At 32.5% G+C, this 22006-nt stretch carries 21 protein-coding genes and 1 pseudogene; 15 read left to right on the top strand and 7 right to left on the bottom strand.

The annotated features are described in order from the left end of the window. Positions 1–296: 296 nt before the first annotated feature. Entirely contained in the window at positions 297–980 is a 684-nt protein-coding gene (locus tag LQ611_RS12805) for an LrgB family protein (RefSeq protein ID WP_037560005.1), read from the bottom strand. Next, a complete protein-coding gene (locus LQ611_RS12800) occupies positions 977–1363 on the bottom strand; it encodes a CidA/LrgA family protein (protein ID WP_025905034.1) in 387 nt (128 codons plus the stop codon). Before LQ611_RS12800 ends, LQ611_RS12805 begins: the two co-directional genes overlap by 4 nt. Positions 1364–1517: 154 nt before the next feature. On the opposite strand from LQ611_RS12800, the pseudogene LQ611_RS12795 reads away from it, so the two are divergent. The 6 genes and pseudogenes from LQ611_RS12795 to pruA all read left to right on the top strand — a co-directional run bounded on the left by LQ611_RS12795 (position 1518) and on the right by pruA (position 7469). Next, positions 1518–2204, top strand: a pseudogene (locus LQ611_RS12795) (2,3-diphosphoglycerate-dependent phosphoglycerate mutase). Between the two features lie 205 nt (positions 2205–2409). Continuing rightward, positions 2410–2610: a cold-shock protein gene (locus tag LQ611_RS12790; RefSeq protein WP_025905033.1), complete on the top strand. Its 201-nt coding sequence runs from the start codon at positions 2410–2412 to the stop codon at positions 2608–2610. A gap of 154 nt (positions 2611–2764) precedes the next feature. After that, on the top strand, positions 2765–3277 hold the full coding sequence (locus LQ611_RS12785; RefSeq protein WP_025905032.1) for a thioredoxin domain-containing protein: 513 nt from the start codon (positions 2765–2767) through the stop codon (positions 3275–3277). Between the two features lie 196 nt (positions 3278–3473). After that, the gene (locus LQ611_RS12780) at positions 3474–4802 is read left to right on the top strand and encodes an amino acid permease (protein ID WP_037589896.1); all 1329 of its coding nucleotides are present in this window, start codon (positions 3474–3476) and stop codon (positions 4800–4802) included. Beyond that, a complete protein-coding gene (gene mmuM, locus LQ611_RS12775) occupies positions 4786–5688 on the top strand; it encodes a homocysteine S-methyltransferase (RefSeq protein ID WP_107566053.1) in 903 nt (300 codons plus the stop codon). Before LQ611_RS12780 ends, mmuM begins: the two co-directional genes overlap by 17 nt. 230 nt (positions 5689–5918) lie before the next feature. Beyond that, positions 5919–7469 (top strand): L-glutamate gamma-semialdehyde dehydrogenase, encoded by a 1551-nt coding sequence (gene pruA, locus LQ611_RS12770; protein WP_107566052.1) that lies wholly within the window; start codon positions 5919–5921, stop codon positions 7467–7469. Between the two features lie 237 nt (positions 7470–7706). Here pruA and LQ611_RS12765 read toward each other — a convergent pair whose 3' ends face one another. The 4 genes from LQ611_RS12765 to LQ611_RS12750 all read right to left on the bottom strand — a co-directional run bounded on the left by LQ611_RS12765 (position 7707) and on the right by LQ611_RS12750 (position 11877). After that, complete coding sequence (locus LQ611_RS12765) at positions 7707–8702, bottom strand: LLM class flavin-dependent oxidoreductase (RefSeq protein WP_107596722.1); 996 nt, start codon at positions 8700–8702, stop codon at positions 7707–7709. A 112-nt stretch (positions 8703–8814) separates the two neighbouring features. Continuing rightward, positions 8815–9941 (bottom strand): IS3 family transposase gene (locus LQ611_RS12760; RefSeq protein WP_239709615.1). Its coding sequence is split into 2 segments (ribosomal slippage): positions 8815–9695 and positions 9695–9941, totalling 1128 coding nucleotides; the frame shifts between segments, so codons are not numbered across the junction. A gap of 392 nt (positions 9942–10333) precedes the next feature. Continuing rightward, complete coding sequence (locus LQ611_RS12755) at positions 10334–10690, bottom strand: transcriptional regulator, SarA/Rot family (protein ID WP_119625905.1); 357 nt, start codon at positions 10688–10690, stop codon at positions 10334–10336. A 353-nt stretch (positions 10691–11043) separates the two neighbouring features. Then, positions 11044–11877: an aldo/keto reductase gene (locus tag LQ611_RS12750; protein ID WP_107566031.1), complete on the bottom strand. Its 834-nt coding sequence runs from the start codon at positions 11875–11877 to the stop codon at positions 11044–11046. A 200-nt stretch (positions 11878–12077) separates the two neighbouring features. On the opposite strand from LQ611_RS12750, the gene panD reads away from it, so the two are divergent. The 9 genes from panD to LQ611_RS12705 all read left to right on the top strand — a co-directional run bounded on the left by panD (position 12078) and on the right by LQ611_RS12705 (position 21826). After that, the gene (panD, locus tag LQ611_RS12745) at positions 12078–12461 is read left to right on the top strand and encodes an aspartate 1-decarboxylase (RefSeq protein WP_025905023.1); all 384 of its coding nucleotides are present in this window, start codon (positions 12078–12080) and stop codon (positions 12459–12461) included. A 12-nt stretch (positions 12462–12473) separates the two neighbouring features. Beyond that, positions 12474–12833 (top strand): DUF1304 domain-containing protein, encoded by a 360-nt coding sequence (locus tag LQ611_RS12740; protein WP_025905022.1) that lies wholly within the window; start codon positions 12474–12476, stop codon positions 12831–12833. A 186-nt stretch (positions 12834–13019) separates the two neighbouring features. Beyond that, positions 13020–15449: an MMPL family transporter gene (locus LQ611_RS12735; RefSeq protein ID WP_107566030.1), complete on the top strand. Its 2430-nt coding sequence runs from the start codon at positions 13020–13022 to the stop codon at positions 15447–15449. A gap of 346 nt (positions 15450–15795) precedes the next feature. After that, a complete protein-coding gene (locus LQ611_RS12730; protein ID WP_107566029.1) occupies positions 15796–16845 on the top strand; it encodes a MupG family TIM beta-alpha barrel fold protein in 1050 nt (349 codons plus the stop codon). Continuing rightward, positions 16846–17730: an N-acetylmuramic acid 6-phosphate etherase gene (gene murQ / locus LQ611_RS12725; protein ID WP_025905019.1), complete on the top strand. Its 885-nt coding sequence runs from the start codon at positions 16846–16848 to the stop codon at positions 17728–17730. A gap of 19 nt (positions 17731–17749) precedes the next feature. Next, positions 17750–19186, top strand: a complete 1437-nt coding sequence (locus LQ611_RS12720; protein WP_025905018.1) for a PTS transporter subunit EIIC — start codon at positions 17750–17752, stop codon at positions 19184–19186. A 5-nt stretch (positions 19187–19191) separates the two neighbouring features. Continuing rightward, entirely contained in the window at positions 19192–20043 is an 852-nt protein-coding gene (locus tag LQ611_RS12715; protein ID WP_025905017.1) for a MurR/RpiR family transcriptional regulator, read from the top strand. A 282-nt stretch (positions 20044–20325) separates the two neighbouring features. Beyond that, a complete protein-coding gene (locus tag LQ611_RS12710; protein WP_025905016.1) occupies positions 20326–20616 on the top strand; it encodes a hypothetical protein in 291 nt (96 codons plus the stop codon). Positions 20617–20863: 247 nt separating this feature from the next. Beyond that, positions 20864–21826 carry an LCP family protein gene (locus LQ611_RS12705; protein WP_025905015.1) on the top strand — a complete coding sequence of 321 codons (963 nt, stop codon included), beginning with the start codon at positions 20864–20866 and terminating at the stop codon, positions 21824–21826. 69 nt (positions 21827–21895) lie between these two features. On the opposite strand, the gene LQ611_RS12700 is transcribed toward LQ611_RS12705, so the two are convergent. Continuing rightward, positions 21896–22006, bottom strand: a 111-nt coding sequence (locus LQ611_RS12700; protein ID WP_239709617.1) for an IS3 family transposase, incomplete at its 5' end; no start/stop codon positions are given.

The following is a 22006-nucleotide window of genomic DNA, read 5'->3' as shown; positions in this document are numbered from 1 at the left end:
GTACAATCAAATTTAGTTTAACACCTTATTCAAAAAAATTAAAATGGACGGTTTATTTGAATATGTTTTCTTAAATACAATCTGGCTTGACAAATCGTAGGAAATAGCCGCCACGAATTTAACAAGACATCCCAAACAAGCAACATAGCGCTCCCGTATGTTGCAAGACATCCCAAACAAGCAACATAGAACTCTCGTATGTTGCAAGACACACCAATCTAGCAATATACAGACCTCATACAGACCTACAAACTCATTCCAATCTCAAACTCTTAATAATTCTCATCTCTAAATTCTCAATATACTAATATAACAAACAAAGGTATAACGACTGAGCTGATTAAGGCTGTTAGAATCATGCCGATTGAACTGAAGGCTGCTGATTCGATATCGGTTTCTAATATTTTGGCTGTTCCAATAGCATGTGATGCATTGCCATAAGTGAGTCCTTTGGCAATAGATGTTTGGAATTTGGCTATTTTGATAAGATATGATCCCAGCATACTTCCAATTAATCCTGTACCTATAATAAACAACACGGCTAAGCTATCTATTCCGCCTATTTGTTGTGATACTTGTACACCGACTGCTGCTGTTATAGATCTAGGCAACAGTGATGCGATCATTTCTTTTGAATAACCGAATATATTTAAAATCGTAAACATTAAAATAATATTAATCGTTATCCCAACTAATACACTTGTGATAATGACTTTAAAATGTTGAACAATCATTTTTCTATATAAATATAGTGGATATGCTAAACATACAACTGTGCAATTTAAAAAGTCATAAATCCATTGTCCGCCGACCATATAGTCATTGTAATTATATCCAAATAACACAAGTACACAGATAATTGCAATGGATGAAACGAGTGCAGGGTGTAAGATGGCGATCTTGAATTTTTTCTGTATAAATAATGCGAATATGTACATGACAACTGTTAAAAGAATCATTAAAAGTGCTTTAATCATCATGATTGATCACCACTTTCTTCTATATGATTCCTTTTTAACATTTTCTCAGCTATGTATCCTGACGAGAGTGCAACAATGCATGTGCTTGCGATGACTAATACAATTAAAAAGATAAACTGTGCGTTTATTTGGTCAACTAAATTCATAGCACCGACGATTGAAGGGATGAAGAAGAAAATCATCGTACTTAATAATAAATTTGCACCATCTTTAATCCATTCTTCTTTTATAATTTTAAATTGTAATAATAAGAAAAATATCACAAGTCCAATAATACTACCTGCAATAGGTATGTTTAATGTGTCTTGAATCCAACTACCTAGAACGGTAATAAAATAGATCATACATATTTGGAGTATGATTTTTATGAATTTATAAATCATGACAACTCAATCCTTTGAACGTTTTATAATGATATTTATTTATTATAGAACTGATTGGTATATTTTGAAATGCTATCGGACGGTCTTTTTATTTTTAGAAGTTTGCAATTAGTGGTTCAATAGACGTAACAATTAAAAGATTGGAGCGAATCATATGCCAAAATTAATTTTATGTCGACATGGGCAAAGTGAATGGAATGCGAAAAATTTATTTACAGGTTGGGCAGATGTAGAGTTATCAAAGCAAGGGTATAATGAAGCGAGAATCTCAGGTGAAAAATTATTAAAACAAAATATCGAAATAGATGTTGTATATACATCACTTTTAACAAGAGCAATTGAAACCACATATTTATTATTGAAATATTCTCACCAACTTTGGATACCAGTTTACAAAACGTGGCGCTTAAATGAACGTCACTATGGTGGACTACAAGGTAAAAATAAAGATCAAGCACGAGAAGAATATGGTGAAGAACAAGTGCATATTTGGAGACGTTCTTATGATACAAGACCGCCAGAAGCGGATGAAAAGTTACGAGAAGAATACTTGGATGATAGAAGATATGAAATGTTAGATAGAAGAATCATGCCTGTTACAGAAAGTCTTAAAGACACATTGGATAGAGTTATTCCATAGTGGATAGATCATATTTCAACAAGTTTGTTAAACCATCAAACGACTTTAGTTTCTGCACACGGTAATTCATTAAGAGCACTGATTAAGTATTTAGAAGATATTCCAGATGATGAAATTTCAAACTTAGAAATCAAAACTGGCGCACCATTGATATATGAATTAGATGAATCATTAAAAGTGATAGACAAGTATTATTTATAGGGTATAACGCATGATAAAAGTAAAATAAAAGTTTAATTTAACATAAAGCTTTACATTCAATCATTTATAGCGTATAGTAGGTAGCAAGTGATATTTCGAGATTAAATTAATTGGTAGTTTTATTCATAGTTAATAAAGTCCATTTAAGTTTGAAGATTGATTATTGCAAATATACGTGCAAAAGCACAATAGGAGGACTTTTATTATGAATAAAGGTACAGTAAAATGGTTTAACGCAGAAAAAGGATACGGATTTATCGAAGGAGAAAATGGTAACGACGTATTCGTACATTTCTCATCTATCCAAACTGAAGGTTACAAATCATTAGACGAAGGTGCTTCAGTTACTTTCGATATCGAAGAAGGACAACGTGGACCTCAAGCAGTTAACGTTATCAAAAACTAATATTTAACCAATTAGTTAAACACTTCATAACTTTGTTATGAAGTGTTTTTTTGTATATTAAAATAGAATTGATAAACAATTCTGAATATAATCATTCGCTTTATCGGCTGTGAAATGGTTAAATAAGTATAACAACATATAGGAGGTAAACGTTATGACAGAAATCCAACATTTAACAGTAGGAAGCAAAGACGCAAACATAACAATTGAGGCATTTATTAATTTTGCATGCCCATATTGTTTAAATTATTTTGCAGCAGCTGACGAAGTTCTAGAACCTTATATTAATGAGAATAAAGTGCAATATATCGTTAAGCATTTTGATAAGACGAAACAAAGATTGCTCAAAGGAACTGTTGCGAATATTTATCTGGATTACGATGACCCCGAAGAAACTTTTAAAATAATACGATACCTATATGAAACACAAGACGAATGGACATTGAATTTTGAAACGATAGAAAGAAAAATGGAACATGAATTAGGCTTATCACCACAAAAAAATGCAGACGATCGATCCTTAGCCATTATGCAAGAAACATTTGAAAGAGGGATTAAAGGCGTGCCAACCGTTTTTATAAATGATGAAAAATTTGAATTTAATCCTGTTGAAGATGATAAAGAGACAATACAAGAAAAATTAAAAAGCGCATTAGAAAGTATATGATGAAGCGGTGAGAACGCACGTAACTCCTAATCTAAAACTTCTATATAGCAAGGTATAAAAACCATGCTATACAGAGGTTTTTTTATATTTACAGAAAATTATAAGTTGACTGAATTATTCGAAAGATATAAAATTGAAGATATTTTTAATTTTAGAGAGAAGGTATATCGTGTCAAATCAGTCATATAGACGTGATATGAAACAACGTCATATTATGTTATTAAGTTTTGGTGGTGTAATTGGGACTGGGTTATTTTTAAGTTCTGGTTATACTTTGCAACAAGCGGGTCCGTTAGGTACGATGTTATCTTATGTCGTTGGTGCTATTCTCGTGTATCTCGTTATGCTATGTCTCGGACAATTAGCGATTGAACATCCAGTGACAGGTGGATTTCATGTTTATGCTTCAAAATATATACATCCTTCAATAGGGTTTATAGTTGCTTGGTTTTATTGGTTAACATGGACTGTAGCACTTGGTTCTGAATTTACGGCAGTGGGTATTTTAATGCAGAAGTGGCTACCCGATGTACCTGTATACATATTTTCAAGTATTGCGATTATACTTGTCTTAGCTTTTAATATTGTATCTACGAAATTCTACGCTGAAGTTGAATTTTACTTTTCTTTAGTGAAAGTGTTAGCGATTATACTGTTTATTTGTTTAGGCGCTCTCACGTTATTCGGGCTTATTCACTATAGTGGTTATAACGGTCTAGATACAATTAAATCACGATATACGAATCCAACATTCCCGAATGGCTTAGGTGCCGTATTCTTAACGATGTTAGCTGTTAACTATGCATTTAGTGGTACGGAACTGATTGGTATTGCAGCAGGTGAAACGAAAAATCCTAAAAAAGTCATTCCGAAAGCGATTAATGCAACGTTATGGCGATTGATCATTTTCTTCATTGGAACAATGGTTATTATTTCTATTCTCATACCGAGTTATCAAGGGAAATCTTTAGAAAGTCCATTCGTTGTCATCTTTCAAAATATGGGTATTCCGTATGCTGGAGATATTATGAATTTAGTCATTATAACTGCATTATTATCAGCAGCCAATTCAGGTTTATATGCAGCTAGTCGAATGGTTTGGAGTCTTTCAAATGAAGGCATGTTCCCTAAATATTTTAAGAAACTAAACAAACATCAAATGCCGATACGCGCGACTATTTTTAGTATGTGTGGTGGTTTACTGGCGTTATTCTCAAGTATTTATACTGCAGATACTTTATATATCGTACTTGTTTCTATAGCAGGTTTAGCTGTTGTAATTGTATGGATGAGTATTTGTTTATCTTATTTCAATGCGAAACGTGCAAATAAACATTTGAAAATTCATCAAAGTGTACCAATCATTGGCTTTATCCTATGTTTAGTGTCATGTGTTGGTATGATCTTTGATCCGAACCAATCACCAGCATTATATTTCGGTATTCCGTTTGCGATTATTGCGATTGTATTTTATTTTGTAAAATATCATAAAAAGGACGGTCAGATCATTGAGACTTCTGAATAAAATTAAACAAGAACGCACTTTGGTATTAGATGGTGGATTAGCCACAACATTAGAAGGTTATGGCTGTGATTTGAATTCGTCATTATGGTCTAGTGAAGTGATCATTCATGAACCTAATAAAGTGAAACAAGCGCATCAAGCATTTACAGATGCAGGTGCTGATATTGTGTTAACAAGTACTTATCAAGCAAGCTTTGCTACATTTGAATCTATTGGCATGAAAACGTCAGAAATAGAACATTTATTTGATGTAGCTGTCGAACAAATAAAATCATCAGTGACGGATGAACAAGTTATAGTAGGCAGTTTAGGTCCATACGGCGCATATTTAAGTGATGGCTCAGAATATACTGGAGCATATGAAGTATCCACAGAAGATTATATCGACTTTCATCAAGCACGTATCCAAGCACTAATTGATAGAGGTATATATGATTTTGTATTTGAAACGGTGCCTAACTTTAATGAAATAAAAGCAATCGTTGAACATATCATTCCTCAATATTCAGATGACATGACATTCTGGATATCATGTACCGTTAATGATGAAGGCAATTTATCTGATGGTACTGACTTTGAGACGGTATGCCAATATATTAAAGAGCATGAAGCGTGTCTGCCTGTATTTGGCGTGAATTGTTCAAAGATTGAAAGTGTTGATAAAGCAATTGATAAAGGATTGACGGCATTACCACAAGTCATTGCTGTTTATCCGAATGGTGGTAAGACATTTGACCCTGTAGAGAAAGTTTGGGTAGGTCAAGGAGATCATGCATTGCTTGCTCAAAAGTCTAAAACGTGGATATCGCAAGGTATTCAAATAGTAGGTGGGTGTTGTGAAACAACGCCACAAGATATTCAACACATTCATCAAGCGATTAAATAAAGTGTATAATTTCTCTATTTGAGTAAAGATGAGGCATCTTGTGATGTCTCATCTTTTTTTGTGTGTAGTACGCTCTGAAGTACTGCTGTTATAGGGATTATAAGCTTTTTAGATAATAATCATTTCTTTATGAAAGCCCTTTACTTGATAATTTTTAAAATACAATAGTAAAATGTTTTATAAGAGGTATTTATCTCTTATTAGGTTTATATTTTTAGGAGGTATGAAGGATGGTAGTAGAATTTCACAATGAACCAGCAACAGATTTTACAAATCAAGAGAATCAACAAGCGTTTAAAGATGCATTAATAAAAGTTAAATCTGAATTTGGGAAAGAAATTCCTCTAGTAATTAATGGTGAGAAGATTTATACAGATGATAAGTTTGAATCTGTAGATCCAGCAAACCACCAACAAGTACTAGGTACAATTTCAAAAGCTTCTAAAGAACAAGTTGACCAAGCGATGGAAGCGGCTAAAGAAGCCTATAAGACTTGGAGAAAATGGTCTCATAAAGAAAGAGCCGAATTATTAATTAGAGTCTCTGCTATAATTCGCAGAAGAAAACATGAACTCTCTGCATTAATGGTTTATGAAGCGGGTAAACCATGGAATGAAGCAGATGGAGATACAAATGAAGGTATTGATTTTATTGAATATTATGCGCGTTCTATGATGGAGTTGGCTAATGGTAAGCCAGTCTTTGATAGAGAAGGGGAGCATAACCAATATATTTATAAACCAATGGGTCCTGGTGTTACAATTCCACCTTGGAACTTCCCATTTGCAATTATGACAGGTACAACAGTTGCACCTATTATTGCAGGTAATACTGTATTGCTTAAACCAGCAGAAGATACACCATTAATTGCATATAAATTAATGGAAATTTTAGAAGAAGCAGGTCTTCCAAAAGGCGTTGTAAACTTTGTACCAGGTGATCCGAAAGAAATCGGTGATTACTTAGTCGATCATAAAGATACGCACTTTGTAACATTTACTGGTTCAAGAGCAACAGGTACACGTATTTTTGAAAGAGCAGCTAAAGTTCAAGAAGGCCAAAACTTCTTAAAACGTGTCATCGCTGAAATGGGCGGTAAAGATGCAATTATTGTAGACGAAAATACAGATACTGATTTAGCAGCAAAAGCAATTGTGGATTCTGCATTTGGCTTTTCTGGTCAAAAATGTTCTGCATGTTCTAGAGCAATCGTGCATAAAGATGTTTATGATGAAGTTCTAGAAAAATCAATCGCATTAACAAAAGAACTTTCAATTAATCATACAGAAGGCGGTTCTGATGTATACATGGGACCTGTCATTAATAAAAAACAATTCGATAAAATTAAAAATTATATCGAAATTGGTAGTAAAGAAGGTAAGCTAGAAGTTGGCGGTAAGACTGACGACAGTAAAGGTTATTTCGTACATCCAACAATTATTTCTGGACTTAAATCAAGTGATCAAATTATGCAAGAAGAAATCTTCGGACCAGTTGTTGGCTTCACTAAAGGCGATAACTTTGAAGAATTATTAGAAATTGCTAATGACACAGATTACGGATTAACAGGAGCAGTCATTACAAATAATCGTGAACATTGGAAACAAGCATGTGAAGATTATGACGTAGGTAACTTATACTTGAACAGAGGTTGTACATCAGCAGTAGTAGGTTATCATCCATTCGGAGGCTTCAAAATGTCAGGTACAGATGCTAAGACAGGTAGCCCAGACTATATGCTAAACTTCTTAGAACAAAAAATATTATCAGAACAATTCTAGTATAGATAAAGAGAACCTGAGGCACATGGTGTGCCTCAGGTTCTTCTATTTTGGTGAGTATTTTAGATTGTTAGGGACAGAATTCCGAGAAGTGTCTCTAAATGAACGCCTATCTAATTACCAGAATTCGAAATAATGGTAGTTAGCGGATTCTAATTACCAGAATTCAGAATAATGGAAGTTACATTCCTGTACACATTCCCGCACACATCCCAACACATCTCCATCAAATCTCATTTATACTAATATTTCTTCTGCTAGTAATTGATATGATTTTTTCTTGGCTTCGAAATCGTATATATTTGTGATAATCATAAATTCGTCTGTTTGATATTCTTCTGCTAGTTGATTAAGTTTTTTTCTCACTGTTTGTGGTGAACCTATAATACTTCTTTTTCGGTTCGTCTTAATGAGTTCTAATTCTTCTTCTGTATAATCGTCTATATTGATTTCTTCTGGTGCTTGAACTTTTGTTCCTAATCCTTTACCTACGTTTAATAACCATTTGTCTTGTGATATGGCTAATTGTTCTGCTGCTTCGTCTGTCTCTGCACATACTACAAAAATACAAACAATTGTTGATGGTTCTTTCATATTAACGGATGGTATAAAGTCTTCATAATAACGTTTCATTGCGATTTCTTTATATTTAGGATTTATAAAGTGACCGAATACAAATCCAATCCCTAGTTGTGCTGCGTTTCTAGCACCATTTTCAGTTAAACCTAATAACCACATTGTTGGTGGATTGTCTATGCGTGGTCCTGCTTTAACGAGTCTGAATTTATGATCTCTAGGTAATGAGTTATGCAAGAATCCTTGTAAGTCAGATGCTTGTCTGTAAAAGTCTTCAATTGGTTTAATATGATCATCGGTCAAAGCTTTTTGTGTAATTGGAGAACCACCTGGTGAATTACCAAATCCTAAGTCTATACGGTTAGGAAATAATGCAGATAAAGTCTTGCCATTCTCTGCAATTTTATAAGGATTATATTGTGGTAATAATATGCCACCAGAGCCAACTCGAATACGTTCAGTTGAAGCGGCAATTTGAGTCATCAAGATTTCCGGGGATGAACTTGCGAGACCACTTGTATTGTGATGTTCAGCAACCCAATATCTGTGATAACCTAACGACTCAGTCCATTGTGCTAATGCGATAGTATTTTGTAATGTTTCTTCAGGTGTACTTCCTTTAGAAATGGGTGCTTGATCTAATACACTTAATTTCACGTTATATCGCTCCTTATAATTGACGTTTGTATTTTAATGAAATGTAGTTTTCATTTTCTGGTAAAGTATACATTGGTTTTTCGTATTGGTATTTTGGTATGTCAACAAAAACTTAGACAGAATTCATAAGTTTATAAGAGGTTGGTGTTTGATAATTTAATCCTGCATGTAATCTTTCATTGTTATACCAATTTATATACAATTTTAATTCAATCTCTAATTGTTCTATCGTATAGAATCTAGTAGTATTTATGAATTCTGTCTTTACTGCTTTAAATATTGTTTCTGCTACTGCGTTATCATATGGATTTCCCTTACGGCTTAAAGAACGGTTAATATTGAATACATCAATTACTTTATCGATTAATTGATTATCAAATTCTCGTCCTCTATCTGTATGGATATAGCTTATATTAAATAGATTTGTTTCTATACTTGCTAATGCTTTGAATACTAAGTCAGCGTTTTTGCGTTGTCCTACACTATAGCCTATAATCTTTCGATTATATAAATCACTAAATAAGCATACATAATGCCATCTATTGTCCACACGGACATAAGTTAAATCTGAAACAATGTATTTATACTGTTTATGTTTTTTAAAGTTACGATTTAAATGATTCTTGGTAGTAGATTGGTTTACCTTGCTTGATGTTACTTTAAATTTCATCTTTGTATAAGTAGAAACTAAGTTTCTTTGTTTCATTAATACACCAATCTTCCGCCTAGATACATATAGTCCTCGTTTCGATAAAGCAATCTTTATTTTACGTGTACCGTAACAACGTCTATTAGAGATGAATATATCTTCAATTTCATCTGCTAATATCTCATCATTGTTTCCTTTATTAACTTTATGTTGGTTATTTTGGTGGTAATAGTAGGTACTTCTTGGCATTTGTAGGACTTTGCACATTGCTGATACTGAATATTTGTGAGTATTCTCATTTATCACATCTATTTTCGTCCGATTATCAGCGCGGCTTGCTTTAAAATATCGTTTTCCATTTTTAGCTGTTTATTTTCTTTTTCTAGTTCCATCATTTTCTTTTGTTCTTTTGTAAGATTATCTTTGTGCTCAAAAGAACCAGAGGTTTTTGCCTGATTAATCCATCGATCTAATGCAGATGGGGTTAAATCATACTCTCTAATAATTTCAGATCTTGGTTTTTCATTAAGGTATAAATCAACCATTTGCTGTTTGAATTCATTACTGTATTCTCTACGCTCTCTTCTCATAAAAAGACCACCTACTTTCTTAATTTTAACAATACTTCTCTTTAAAGAAGTTGTCCAATTAAGTGTAGACGGTCCAGACAGAAAGAAAGAGATCTTGAGGACTCTAGACATATAGGACATATTGTTACACGCTATAAAGATGGGGATTTTCCAAATATACCAGATGATTTAGACGACTTCGAACAATTTAAATCTAGGTGTGATGATAGACAATATGACCATTTCCATATCGGTAACTATAAGCGAATAAATGTTACGCACTTTGAAGATGTTAATTTAAATGAAATTTTATTATGGATAAACAACCAATTTAAACATTAAAACGCGTCTGGGATATATAAATGTCCCAGGCGTTTCAGTTTGTTATGCGCAATAATGATATATGTAATACTTTAGTTAGAAGTTTGGTTGATTTTATTTAAATTTTCGTAAGTGATATTTTTGCAAGTATTTAATGTTTCTTTAATCGCATCATAATTGATGTTTTTTAAAATGATAGAACGTTCATCTAAAGGATCTCTCACTTTATTGAAGTATTTCAGTTCCTCTAGTGATTTCAATGCACCTGTTAATTCTGAAGAAGAAGGTTCAAACATGAGTCTGCGTAATTTACGGACGTAGACTTCCTCTTTATTGATTTCGTTAAGATAGAATAGTGTGATTAAATCCATGCGTTTTAAGTGCGTTTCATCAAAAATTCTATTAAAGATGTCTTTTTTAAGTAGTTCATAATGAATAATGTTTTCCATGTTATCCTCCTATTATTTGATTTTTAAATTTAATTGATTTTTTAAGTCTTTCGTATCTTTAAAAAAGTAAAATTGAAATGTCTAAAACTTGTTGATTTTTTCAAAGAGTAAATAGTTTGCTCCTAAATAATACCAAAAAATTAACTACTTACGCAATATAATAAGTAAAAAATCATATGTAACTTATTAAAATAAAAAGTTGTAAAAATAATTGTATAATACAAATGAATTAATAATTATCTTGTGTGAAATTGAAAAGTTGGATTTTAAAAAGAAAAAAATCTCGAACAATTGTCCGAGATTTAAAAAATTGATTAATAAAGTTTATATATTAAAGATTATCGATTTTTAAATTAACCATTAAATTTATTTGGATTTGGTCCAATACGCTTTCCTTTATTAAGTTCGTCCAATTTTCGTATATGAGTATCATTTAATTTGAAGTTAAATACATCAAAATTTTCTTCTATACGTGATGGTGTAATAGACTTAGGAATTGTGATAACGCCGTGTTCGATATTCCAACGTATGATAACTTGTGCCGGTGTTTTATTTATTTCTCTGGCAATTTGATTTACGACGTTATCTTTTAATATTTCTGAGTTCATTAGAGGAGACCAAGATTCCATTTGTATGCTATTTCTATCTAAATAATTTCTAAGTTCTAATTGAGTTAAATAGGGGTGAAATTCTACTTGGTTTAATACAGGTTTATATGTTGCTTTATTTGATAATATTTCTAAATGATCTATATTAAAATTACTTACACCGATATTATTAACTAATTTTTGTTGGTATAATTCTTCTAGTCCTATCCATGTGTCTAACATAAGATTTTCATCAGTACCTGGCCAGTGCATTAAATATAAATCTAAATAATCTAGACCTAATAACTTTAATGACTTTTCATATGCTCGTTTAACATTTTCCTTACCGTAATCTTCTAGCCATAATTTAGAAGTTATAAATAAATCTTCTCTTGAGATATTTGCTGCTTTAATTCCCTCTGAAATACCTTCTCCAACTTTACTTTCATTTCCATATATAAATGCTGCATCAATACTTCTATAACCGGAAATAATAGCGTGTTTAACTGCATCTTTTGCTGTGTCATCATTTTCCACTCTAAAAACACCTAATCCAACATTAGGCATAGTATTGCCATTATGAAATGTTGTGTAATTCATGTTCAAAACTCCTTTATAATATTGTATGGAATAGTATAATTGCAATTAAAATAGAATGTAAGTACGCACTATTTAGTTCCATAGGTACAAAAAAGTAATATTCAAACTTAATAGTTGACGGATTAAAATATCATTGTATGATAATAACGAGTATTAAAATTTATAAATTAAAAATAAAAATATATATGGAGATGAATTTCATGATAAGAACAATGATGAACGGGAAGATTCATCGTGCTAGAGTTACAGAAGCTAATTTAAATTACGTAGGTAGTATAACAATAGATGCAGACATATTAGATGCAGTAGATATCTTACCAAATGAGAAAGTTGCGATTGTTAATAATAACAATGGGGCAAGACTTGAAACATATGTTATTGAAGGTGAAAGAGGAAGCGGTAAAATTTGTCTTAATGGTGCTGCAGCACGTCTTGTACAAGTAGATGATGTGATTATTATCATGAACTATGTTCAAGTAACAGATGAAGAAGCGAGATCACATGCGCCGAAAGTAGCAGTTATGAATGAGAAGAATGAAATTATTGAAATGATTCATGAAAAGGAAAGTCAAATAATTCTATAGAGGTGACTTAATATGAGTATTCTAGCAACGATTTTTGTCGTGATTGTAGCAGTTGAACATTTGTACATTATGTATTTAGAAACAATCGCTACGACTTCTAAAAAAACGGCAGAAACATTTAATTTAAAGCAACAAGAGTTAAAGGATAAAAATATTCAAACACTTCTTAAAAACCAAGGTATTTATAATGGTTTACTGGCATTATCATTATTTTATGGTGCCTTTTTATCTAGTAGTCCTAAAGAGTTTGTAGCGGTTCTGTTAATATTCATTATATTAGCGGCTATATACGGTAGCCTTACAAGTTCAAAGTCTATTATTTTAAAACAAGGTGGACCAGCAATTATTGCATTAATTCTACTATTAATATAGAACTCAGAAATCCCAAATGTGAACTTTTTGTTAACAGCTTTTCTACAATTTTTGAAAAGTGTAGACAAAGTATACACATTTGGGATTTTATCTCTTTTTAGGGGATATTACAGGTGTTAGTATAAACGTTATGCTGTATACACTGTATGCATAAACTATATAGTAGATTTAAGGGAGGAAATATTTTTGGCGAACTTTTTATACAAATTGGGTTCTTCTATAGCTAAACATAAGTGGTTAACAATATTTATATGGGTCATCTTATTAGCTGGAATCGTGACGCCATTAACGATTAATAAACCTACATTTGACAACGATATTACAATGAGTGGTATTAAATCAATCGACACGAATGAAAAGATCGAGAAAGAATTTAATCAAGATAGTGAAAAGGCAAATATAAGAGTTGTCTTTAAAAGTGAAGATAAAAAAGGCATAACGGATCAAAAAGTTATGCAAGATATTCAAAAAGCTTTAAAAGATGTAAAAGATAAAGATGATGATATTAAAGAAGTGACAGATCCTTATAAAAATAAACAAATTAATAAAGATCAAACAACTGCTTTTGCAGATATCAATTATAAAGTATCTCAAACTTCTATTAAATCGGATTCCGTTGATAAAGTTAAAGATGCTGTTAAATCTTTAGAAGATGATGACGATATTCAAACTGAATTAACAGGTAATGCTTTAACTGCAAATACTGAAATCGGTGGTGCTTCTGAAGCTATTGGTATCGTAATTGCTTTCGTTGTGTTACTTGTGACTTTCGGATCATTTATTGCAGCAGGCATGCCAATATTAAGTGCGGTTATCGGACTTGGTTCTAGTATTGGTACAATCGCTTTACTTACGTATTCATTTGATATTCCAAACGTTACGTTATCGTTAGCAGTTATGATTGGATTAGCGTTAGGTATTGATTATGCTTTATTCATTTTATTTAGATATAGACAAATTATTAAGACTGAGAAAAATCATATTAAAGCAATTGGATTAGCATTAGGTACAGCCGGAAGTGCCGTTATCTTTGCAGGGGTTACAGTTGTTATAGCTGTCTGTGGTTTAGCACTAGTAGGTATTGATTTCTTAGCTACAATGGGATTTGCATCAGCGCTAAGTGTTATCTTTGCTGTACTCAGTGCCATTACTTTACTACCAGCATTGATTAGTATATTCCATAAACAAATTCATCCGAAAAAACGTAAAATACATTCAAATGAAAGTTTGGATACACCATGGTCAAAATTTGTAGTAGGGAAACCATGGATTGCATTAATCATCGGATTTGTTATTTTAATCGCAGCAGCACTACCTGTTACACATATGCGTTTAGGTATACCTGATAATGGTATGAAACCAAATGATTCTACAGAGAAGAAAGCATATGATATTATTTCTGACGATTTTGGAGAAGGATTTAATGGCCCAATCGTCATGCTTGTAGATACTTCTGACAAAAAAGATAATCCAAAATCATTACAAAAAGATTTACAAGATTTGATGAAAGATGTAGACGATATTAAAAATGTTGAAACCGTCACACCGCCGCAATTGAACAAAGATCAAGACTATGCACTTGTGACAGTTCTTCCTGAAAAAGGACCAAATGCAGAATCAACATATGATTTAGTTCATGATTTAAGAGATTATAATAAAGATGCCAAAGACAAATATGATTTAGATACAGAAATATCAGGTCAAAGTGTTATTAATATAGATATGTCTGAAAAACTTAACGAAGCAATACCATTATTTGCAGGCGTTATTATATTATTAGCCTTCATATTATTAATGGTTGTATTTAGATCAATTATTATTCCTTTAAAAGCAGTGCTAGGATTTGTATTATCATTAGCAGCGACTTTAGGATTTACAACACTTATTATGCAAGATGGCTTTATGAGTAGCCTATTTGGCGTAGATACAACAGGTCCATTATTAGCATTCTTACCTGTTATCACAATAGGGCTGTTATTTGGTTTAGCTATGGATTACGAAGTATTCCTTATGTCGCGTGTACATGAAGAGTATGTACGTACAATGAATAATACGAAGTCCATTAAAGTCGGTCTTAAAGAAAGTGGACCAGTTATTGTCGCAGCAGCACTCATTATGTTTAGTGTATTCATCAGCTTCGTATTCCAAGATGATGTGATGATTAAATCAATGGGTATAGCATTGGCATTCGGTGTATTATTCGATGCATTTATCGTAAGAATGACAATTATTCCAGCATTGACGAAACTATTTGGTAGAGCATCATGGTATATTCCAAATTGGTTAAATGCAATTTTACCTAAAATCGATATTGAAGGTCATGCATTAAGTGAGAATAATCACGTTACAGAAGAAGCAGATACAAACAATACAAATGCAACAACAATAGAAGTAAGTTCAAAAACAAAAGCATTGTACGATAAGATAGATGATGCAAATAAAGATGAAGTATTATATGAAGCATTGCGTCAACATAGTCGTAAGCAAGAACACAATACTCAAGAAGATATTAAAACGAGCACAGACAATCAAGAAATCATAGAAATATTGAATCAACAAACTAAAAATATCGAACAAGTAAACCAATTAGTAGAACGTTTGATAAATAAGAAATAATAGAATTAGGAAAAACGCCGGAACAGCAGAAGTTCCGGCGTTTTTTTGGGGTGGAGAGGAAAATTTATAAAAGATGTGAGTTAAAGAGGTAATAAACTCACAAGATTGAGAAACATGTGGGTTAAAGGCGGAATAAACACATGAGAGTATAAAAGATGTGAGTTAAAGGTGGAATAAACACACGAGATTGCGAAAGATGTGAGTTTATTCTATATAAACACATTATTTACCCACCACCCCCCACATTCTGTAACGCCATTTCACAAAATTCCACAAAATTTTTTATCATTGAAATATTGTTTCAAAAATGAGATAATGTAAACGATTCCAATAGGGGTGTGTTGATATGTTAGGGTTTTCGGTATATTTAGGTGAAGCGTTTGATGAAGTATATATTGAGACGATGCTCAATCATGGTTTCAAGTATGTGTTTACTTCTCTTCAAATTCCTGAAGAGGATTCGGAATTGTATTTTGATAGGTTGAAGGAATTGAAGCTACTTATTGGTGATAAAGCTGAAATTATAGCTGATGCGAGTCCGCATGCTTTTCAAAATCTTGGGCTTTCTTATAAGCAACCGGAAATATTAAAAGGTTTAGGTATTGATTATATAAGGTTAGATATTTCTCTAGCGATTCCGGATATTATTTCTTTATTAAGTGAAGTTAAAATTGTCTGTAATGCGAGTACGGATGCGATAAGTTTATTGGATGAACTTAAAGAACAAGATATTGATATGTCTCGTATTATGGTTGCGCATAATTATTATCCTCGTCCTGAAACTGGACTGGATAAAGCTTACTTTATAAAGCAAAATACAAAATTAAAGACATTATTCCCGGATATATCAATTATGGCTTTTGTACCAGGTACGGTATATAGAGGTCCGGTATATGAAGGCTTACCTACATTAGAAGATCATAGATATTGCCACCCATTAGTTGCTGCTCATGAATTAGCAGCTTTAGAAGTAGATGATATTTGTATAGGGGATACAGGTATCGATACAACAACGATTGATCAATTCAACAACTTCTTTCATAAAGGAATCGTGTCACTTCAAGTGCAATCTGAAACAAAGCATTTAGAAAGTTATATTGGGAGAATTTTTCATAATAGAAAAGACAAAGCTAGAGATGTGATTAGAGCGGAAGAAGGACGACAAATATTTCAATCTGAAATATTGCCTGAAAACACGGTTGCAAGAACAAGGGGTGCGATCACTTTAGATAATAACAAGTATGGTCGCTATATGAATGAATTACAAATCGTCAATAAAGATTTAAAACGTCATGAAGCTGTTAATGTTATTGGACATATATGCCAACAAGATATACCGTGTATAGATTTAATTGATGCGGGTACAGCTTTTCAATTTGTTAAGGGGGAAGAATAAATGGATATCAGTCGTTTAACGACAGAATCAAGAAACGAGCACTCGTCTAAGTTAGACACATTAACACCTGAGCAATTTGTTGATGTTATGAATAACGAAGATCAAAAAGTGGCTCAGTTTATTAAAGAAGAAAATCATGCTATTGCTCAATTAATTACACAAGTTATTAAAGGATTAAACAATGGTGGAAGATTAATTTATATGGGCGCAGGTACAAGTGGTCGATTAGGTGTATTAGACGCAGCTGAATGTGTACCAACATTTGGTGTAACACCTGATGTTGTCGTTGGACTTATTGCAGGTGGTCCAAGTGCGATGACTGTAGCTGTTGAGGGTGCAGAAGATGATGAAAGTCTAGGAGAACAAGATTTAAGAGATTTAAATATTAATGAACATGATACGGTTATCGGGATAGCTGCCAGTGGTAGAACACCATATGTAATCGGTGGTTTAAGATACGCACAAAGTATAAATGTACCTACTGGCTGTGTCACATGCAATAAAGCATCTGAAGTTGGTAAACATGCAGATTATCCAGTCCAAGTAGATGTCGGTCCTGAAGTATTGACGGGTTCAACGAGATTGAAGGCAGGTACTGCTCAAAAATTAATTCTTAATATGATATCAACAGGGGCAATGGTTGGTATAGGAAAAGTATACGAGAATTTAATGATTGATGTTAAACCAACTAATAAAAAATTAAAACAAAGAGCCGTAAACATGATTCAAGAAGTACTACAAACAACGGATGAAGATAGTGAGAAATTATTCAAACAGAGTGATGAGCAAGTGAAAGTCGCAATAGTAATGGGGATGCATGGGATTTCTAAAGAGGAAGCATTAGAAAGACTTAAACAAGCTAAGGGGTTTGTGAGAAATACGTAAATTAAGGGGTGTGTAGGCTATGACAAAAGAAAGAGAGATTGCACAAAATATTCTCAAAGAAGTTGGGGGAAGAGATAATTTAGACAAAGTGATACATTGTATGACACGTGTCAGAATGAATATCGTCGATTACAGTAAAGTCGATGTCGAAGGTTTAAAGAATATAAAGGGTGTAATGGGTGTAGTAGAAGATGACATGCTTCAAGTTGTGATTGGACCAGGCACTGTTAATAAAGTAGCTAATGAAATGAGTTCAATTATAGGGGTTCCTTTAGGTGAAGATATAAAGCATAAAGCATCTAATAAAGAACAAGTTGAAAAAGAAGCGGATTTATTTAAGCAAAGTATTAATAAGAAGAATCAAACACCATTTAAAAAAGTATTAAGATCTATTGCTAATATATTTGTACCATTAATTCCAGCTTTTGTTGGTGCAGGTTTAATAGGTGGTATTTCTGCAGTACTATCTAATATGTTAACTGCAGGTACATTAGATGGTGCGACATGGGAACAGTTTGTATTAATATTCGATATCATTAAAAATGGTATTTTCGCATACCTCGTGATTTATGTGGGTATTAATGCGGCAAAAGAATTTGGTGCGACACCAGGTTTAGGTGGTGTTATTGGTGGTACAACCATGCTGACGGGTATGGATCCAGAAAGCCCACTTAAAAATATTTTTAATGGAGAACCATTAGCTGCCGGTCAAGGTGGTGTCATTGGTGTTATCATTGCAGTTTGGATTTTATCTTTAATAGAAAAAAGATTACACAAAATCGTTCCGAGTGCGGTAGATATCATTGTCACACCTACGATTACACTATTTATTATGGGACTAGCAACAATTTTCTTAATCATGCCGATTGCCGGCTTTATTTCAAATGGCTTATTAGGCGTAATAGATTGGGTTCTAAATATCGGTGGTGCATTTAGTGGATTTGTACTTGGTGCAACGTTCTTACCACTTGTAATGTTTGGCTTACACCAAGTATTAACACCGATTCATATTGAAATGATTAATCAATCTGGTGCGACTTATCTCTTACCGATTCTAGCTATGGCTGGTGCAGGTCAAGTAGGTGCAGCATTTGCATTATGGTTTAAATGTAGAAAAAATAAAAAGATTATCAACTTACTTAAAGGGGCATTACCAGTTGGTATTTTAGGCATTGGAGAACCATTGATTTACGGTGTAACACTTCCTTTAGGTAGACCATTTATCACAGCATGTATAGGTGGCGGTGTTGGTGGTGCAGTTATCGGTGGCATCGGTCATATCGGTGCATCAGCAATTGGACCAAGTGGCGTTTCACTTATTCCACTTATTTCTGATAATATGTATTTAGGATATATCGCAGGATTGCTAGCAGCATATCTTGGCGGATTCATTGCCACATATTTATTTGGAACAAATAAAGAAATGACGGCACCACAAGAATTAGAAGAGGATTAAAGCATATGGAACATCAACATTTACTCATATTTATAAAAGAACAAATGCCACGTTTAACAAAACATGAAAAACGTATTGCAGAATATTTTATTGAACATCCAGAAAAAACAATTAACTTGAGCGCTAAAGAACTAGGCAAATTAACAAATACAAGTGCAGCTTCTGTTATTAGATGTACACACAAACTTGAATTTAAAGGATTCACAGACTTGAAATTAGCAATTTCTAGATATTTACCGCAACATGAACAAAGTATTTATCAAGAAATTAAACAAGATGAAACAGTCGACTCAATTAGTAAGAAGCTCATCACAAGAGCTTCTCATACACTTGAAATGACAGAAAAGAATATTTCGAGTAAACATATTGAGCAGGTCGTTGATCAATTATACGATACAGATACGATTATCGTATTTGGTGTCGGTGCTTCAAGTTTGGTTGCTCAAGATTTGTATCAGAAGTTCACTAGAATAGGTAAGCAAGTGATTCATTCTTTAGATACACACTTTTTAGCTACAGCCATTGCTTCACATAGTGATAGTTGTGTGCTCATCGGTATATCTAATTCAGGAGAGAATCATGAGACGGTATCATTAGCCAAAGTAGCTCGAAAATATGGTGTAAAAATAGTTGGTTTAACACAGTCAGAGCAGTCTACATTAGCAAAAAAATCTGATATATATTTAATTCATGATGCAAGTTCAGAAAAAAGTTTAAGATTAGCAGCGACAAGTTCTCTTATTTCTCAACTTATGACAATAGATATTCTTTTCTATAGTTATTTATCAAGAAATTATGATGAACACGTTGTAACGATGAGCAAAACAAGAGATGCAGTGGAATTGTATATAGAATAGTATGATTAAGAGCATGGACATTTGTCCATGCTCTTTCTATTAAGTATTATATTGAAAAAATAATAAAAAAATAGTACAATTTAACTAATAAACCTATTGCCAAAATATGTAATGTAATGATATTAATAATTTCAAAAAAGTTTAAATATCCTAAAGAAAAAGAAATGGCATAAGACAAATTATATAAATATTCTTCAACTCTATGAAACGAACATAACAGTCATCTAAGCGCTTATCATCACATTTCATATAATAAGAATTAAAGAAAGTTAGCGTGAAATCATGAAACAAGTGGAAATTATAAGAATATTAGATGATACGTCATTTATTATTAATGCAGGAACAAATAAAGGTATTAAACCTGGTTATTATATTGATGTATTGAAAAGGGATAAGTCATATAATTATATTGCAAAAGTAGAAGAAGTTTATCCTGAGTTATCTTTATGTACAAGATATGGGGAACAAAGGTTATTTTATGGGGATGTTGTAAGAATTAGGTATCCAGATGAGTTTAATATAGAAACAAAAGTTATTAAATCTAAAACAAATAGACGAAAAAAGAGAGGATGAGATCGCCGAATCTCATCCTCTTTCCCGTTTAATATGTCATATAAATTAAAAAACAAGTAACGTTGTAGATTTACAAGAATACTTTATCATATAATGTATAGATTTTCCAGAAATAAGTATGGAATCTTTGTATAAAATTTAAAATTATTAATTTAAAATTTAAGTTGTGCACGTAATTATGTTCGATATGGAAATATGAGATAAATAAATGTATAATAAAGAAAAAAATAGAATGGACTGAGAACACGTGGCAAACCAATATGAGCGTTCTGCAAAGAAAAAGAAATCAACAGCATTCAAAATAGTAACGACAATCGTCATTATTTTATTACTCGTATTTTTATTAGTGATCGCATTTTTTGTCTATAAATTCTTCGCATTAGGTAATTCAATACATAATCCATTAGACAGAGATAAATCAGAATTAAGAAAGAAAGCAGTAGATACAAACGGCGATCCGATATCTATTGCATTATTCGGAATAGACTCAGATTCAACAAGAGCAGCTGAAGGCGGCGGAGAACGATCAGACTCAATCTTATTATTATCTATCAATCCTGATAAGAAAAAGACTGTAATGGTAAGTGTACCTAGAGATACTAGAGCTCAAATCGTAGGTAGAGATTCTGTCGAGAAAATTAACCATGCATATGCATACGGTGGACCAAAGATGGCCATTAATTCTTTAGAGAAATTAATGAATGTACCAATTGACCATTATGCGACGATTAATATGGATGGTGTTAAAGAATTAGTAGACCAAGCAGGTGGCGTAACTGTTACAAGTAATGCAACATTCACAGTTAAAGGTAATTCATATGTTAAAGGTCAAAAATATAAGCTTGAGGGAGACGAAGCTTTAGCATTTATTAGAAGTAGAAAAGAAGATGGCGCTGGTGGAGACTTTGGTAGACAAGAAAGACAACAACTTGTTATCCAAGCATTAGCAAAAGAATTAGTAAGTATCGGTTCATTACCGAAAATCAACCAAATCTTTGATACATTAGGCGATAATGTTCAAACAGATTTAAAAATTTCACAAATCAATAGTTTAAGATCTAAATATAGTGACGCATTAGATAATGTTGATAGAAATCAATTAGAAGGTCAAGATACGATTCTAGATGATGGATTGTATTATTTTGTACCTAGCGATTCAAGTAAGAAAGAAGTCGTAGATAACTATCGTACTAACTTAGAATTAGATTAAATATAAAAAATCTTGGACATCAAACGGCACTGCACCCTTACTAAGGGAGCTCAATAAAAACACTATTTTCTAGGCTGCTAATTTCCTAAATTCTATAGGGGATAAGTAGCCTAGTTTTTGTTGAATTCTAACTTTATTATAGTTTTCAATGTAATTTTCGACAATATCTATTACAATGGT

This window comes from Mammaliicoccus sp. L-M44 (assembly GCF_022386355.1).
GTDB lineage: Bacteria > Bacillota > Bacilli > Staphylococcales > Staphylococcaceae > Mammaliicoccus > Mammaliicoccus sciuri_A.
This window is presented reverse-complemented; position numbering and strand designations above follow the sequence as displayed.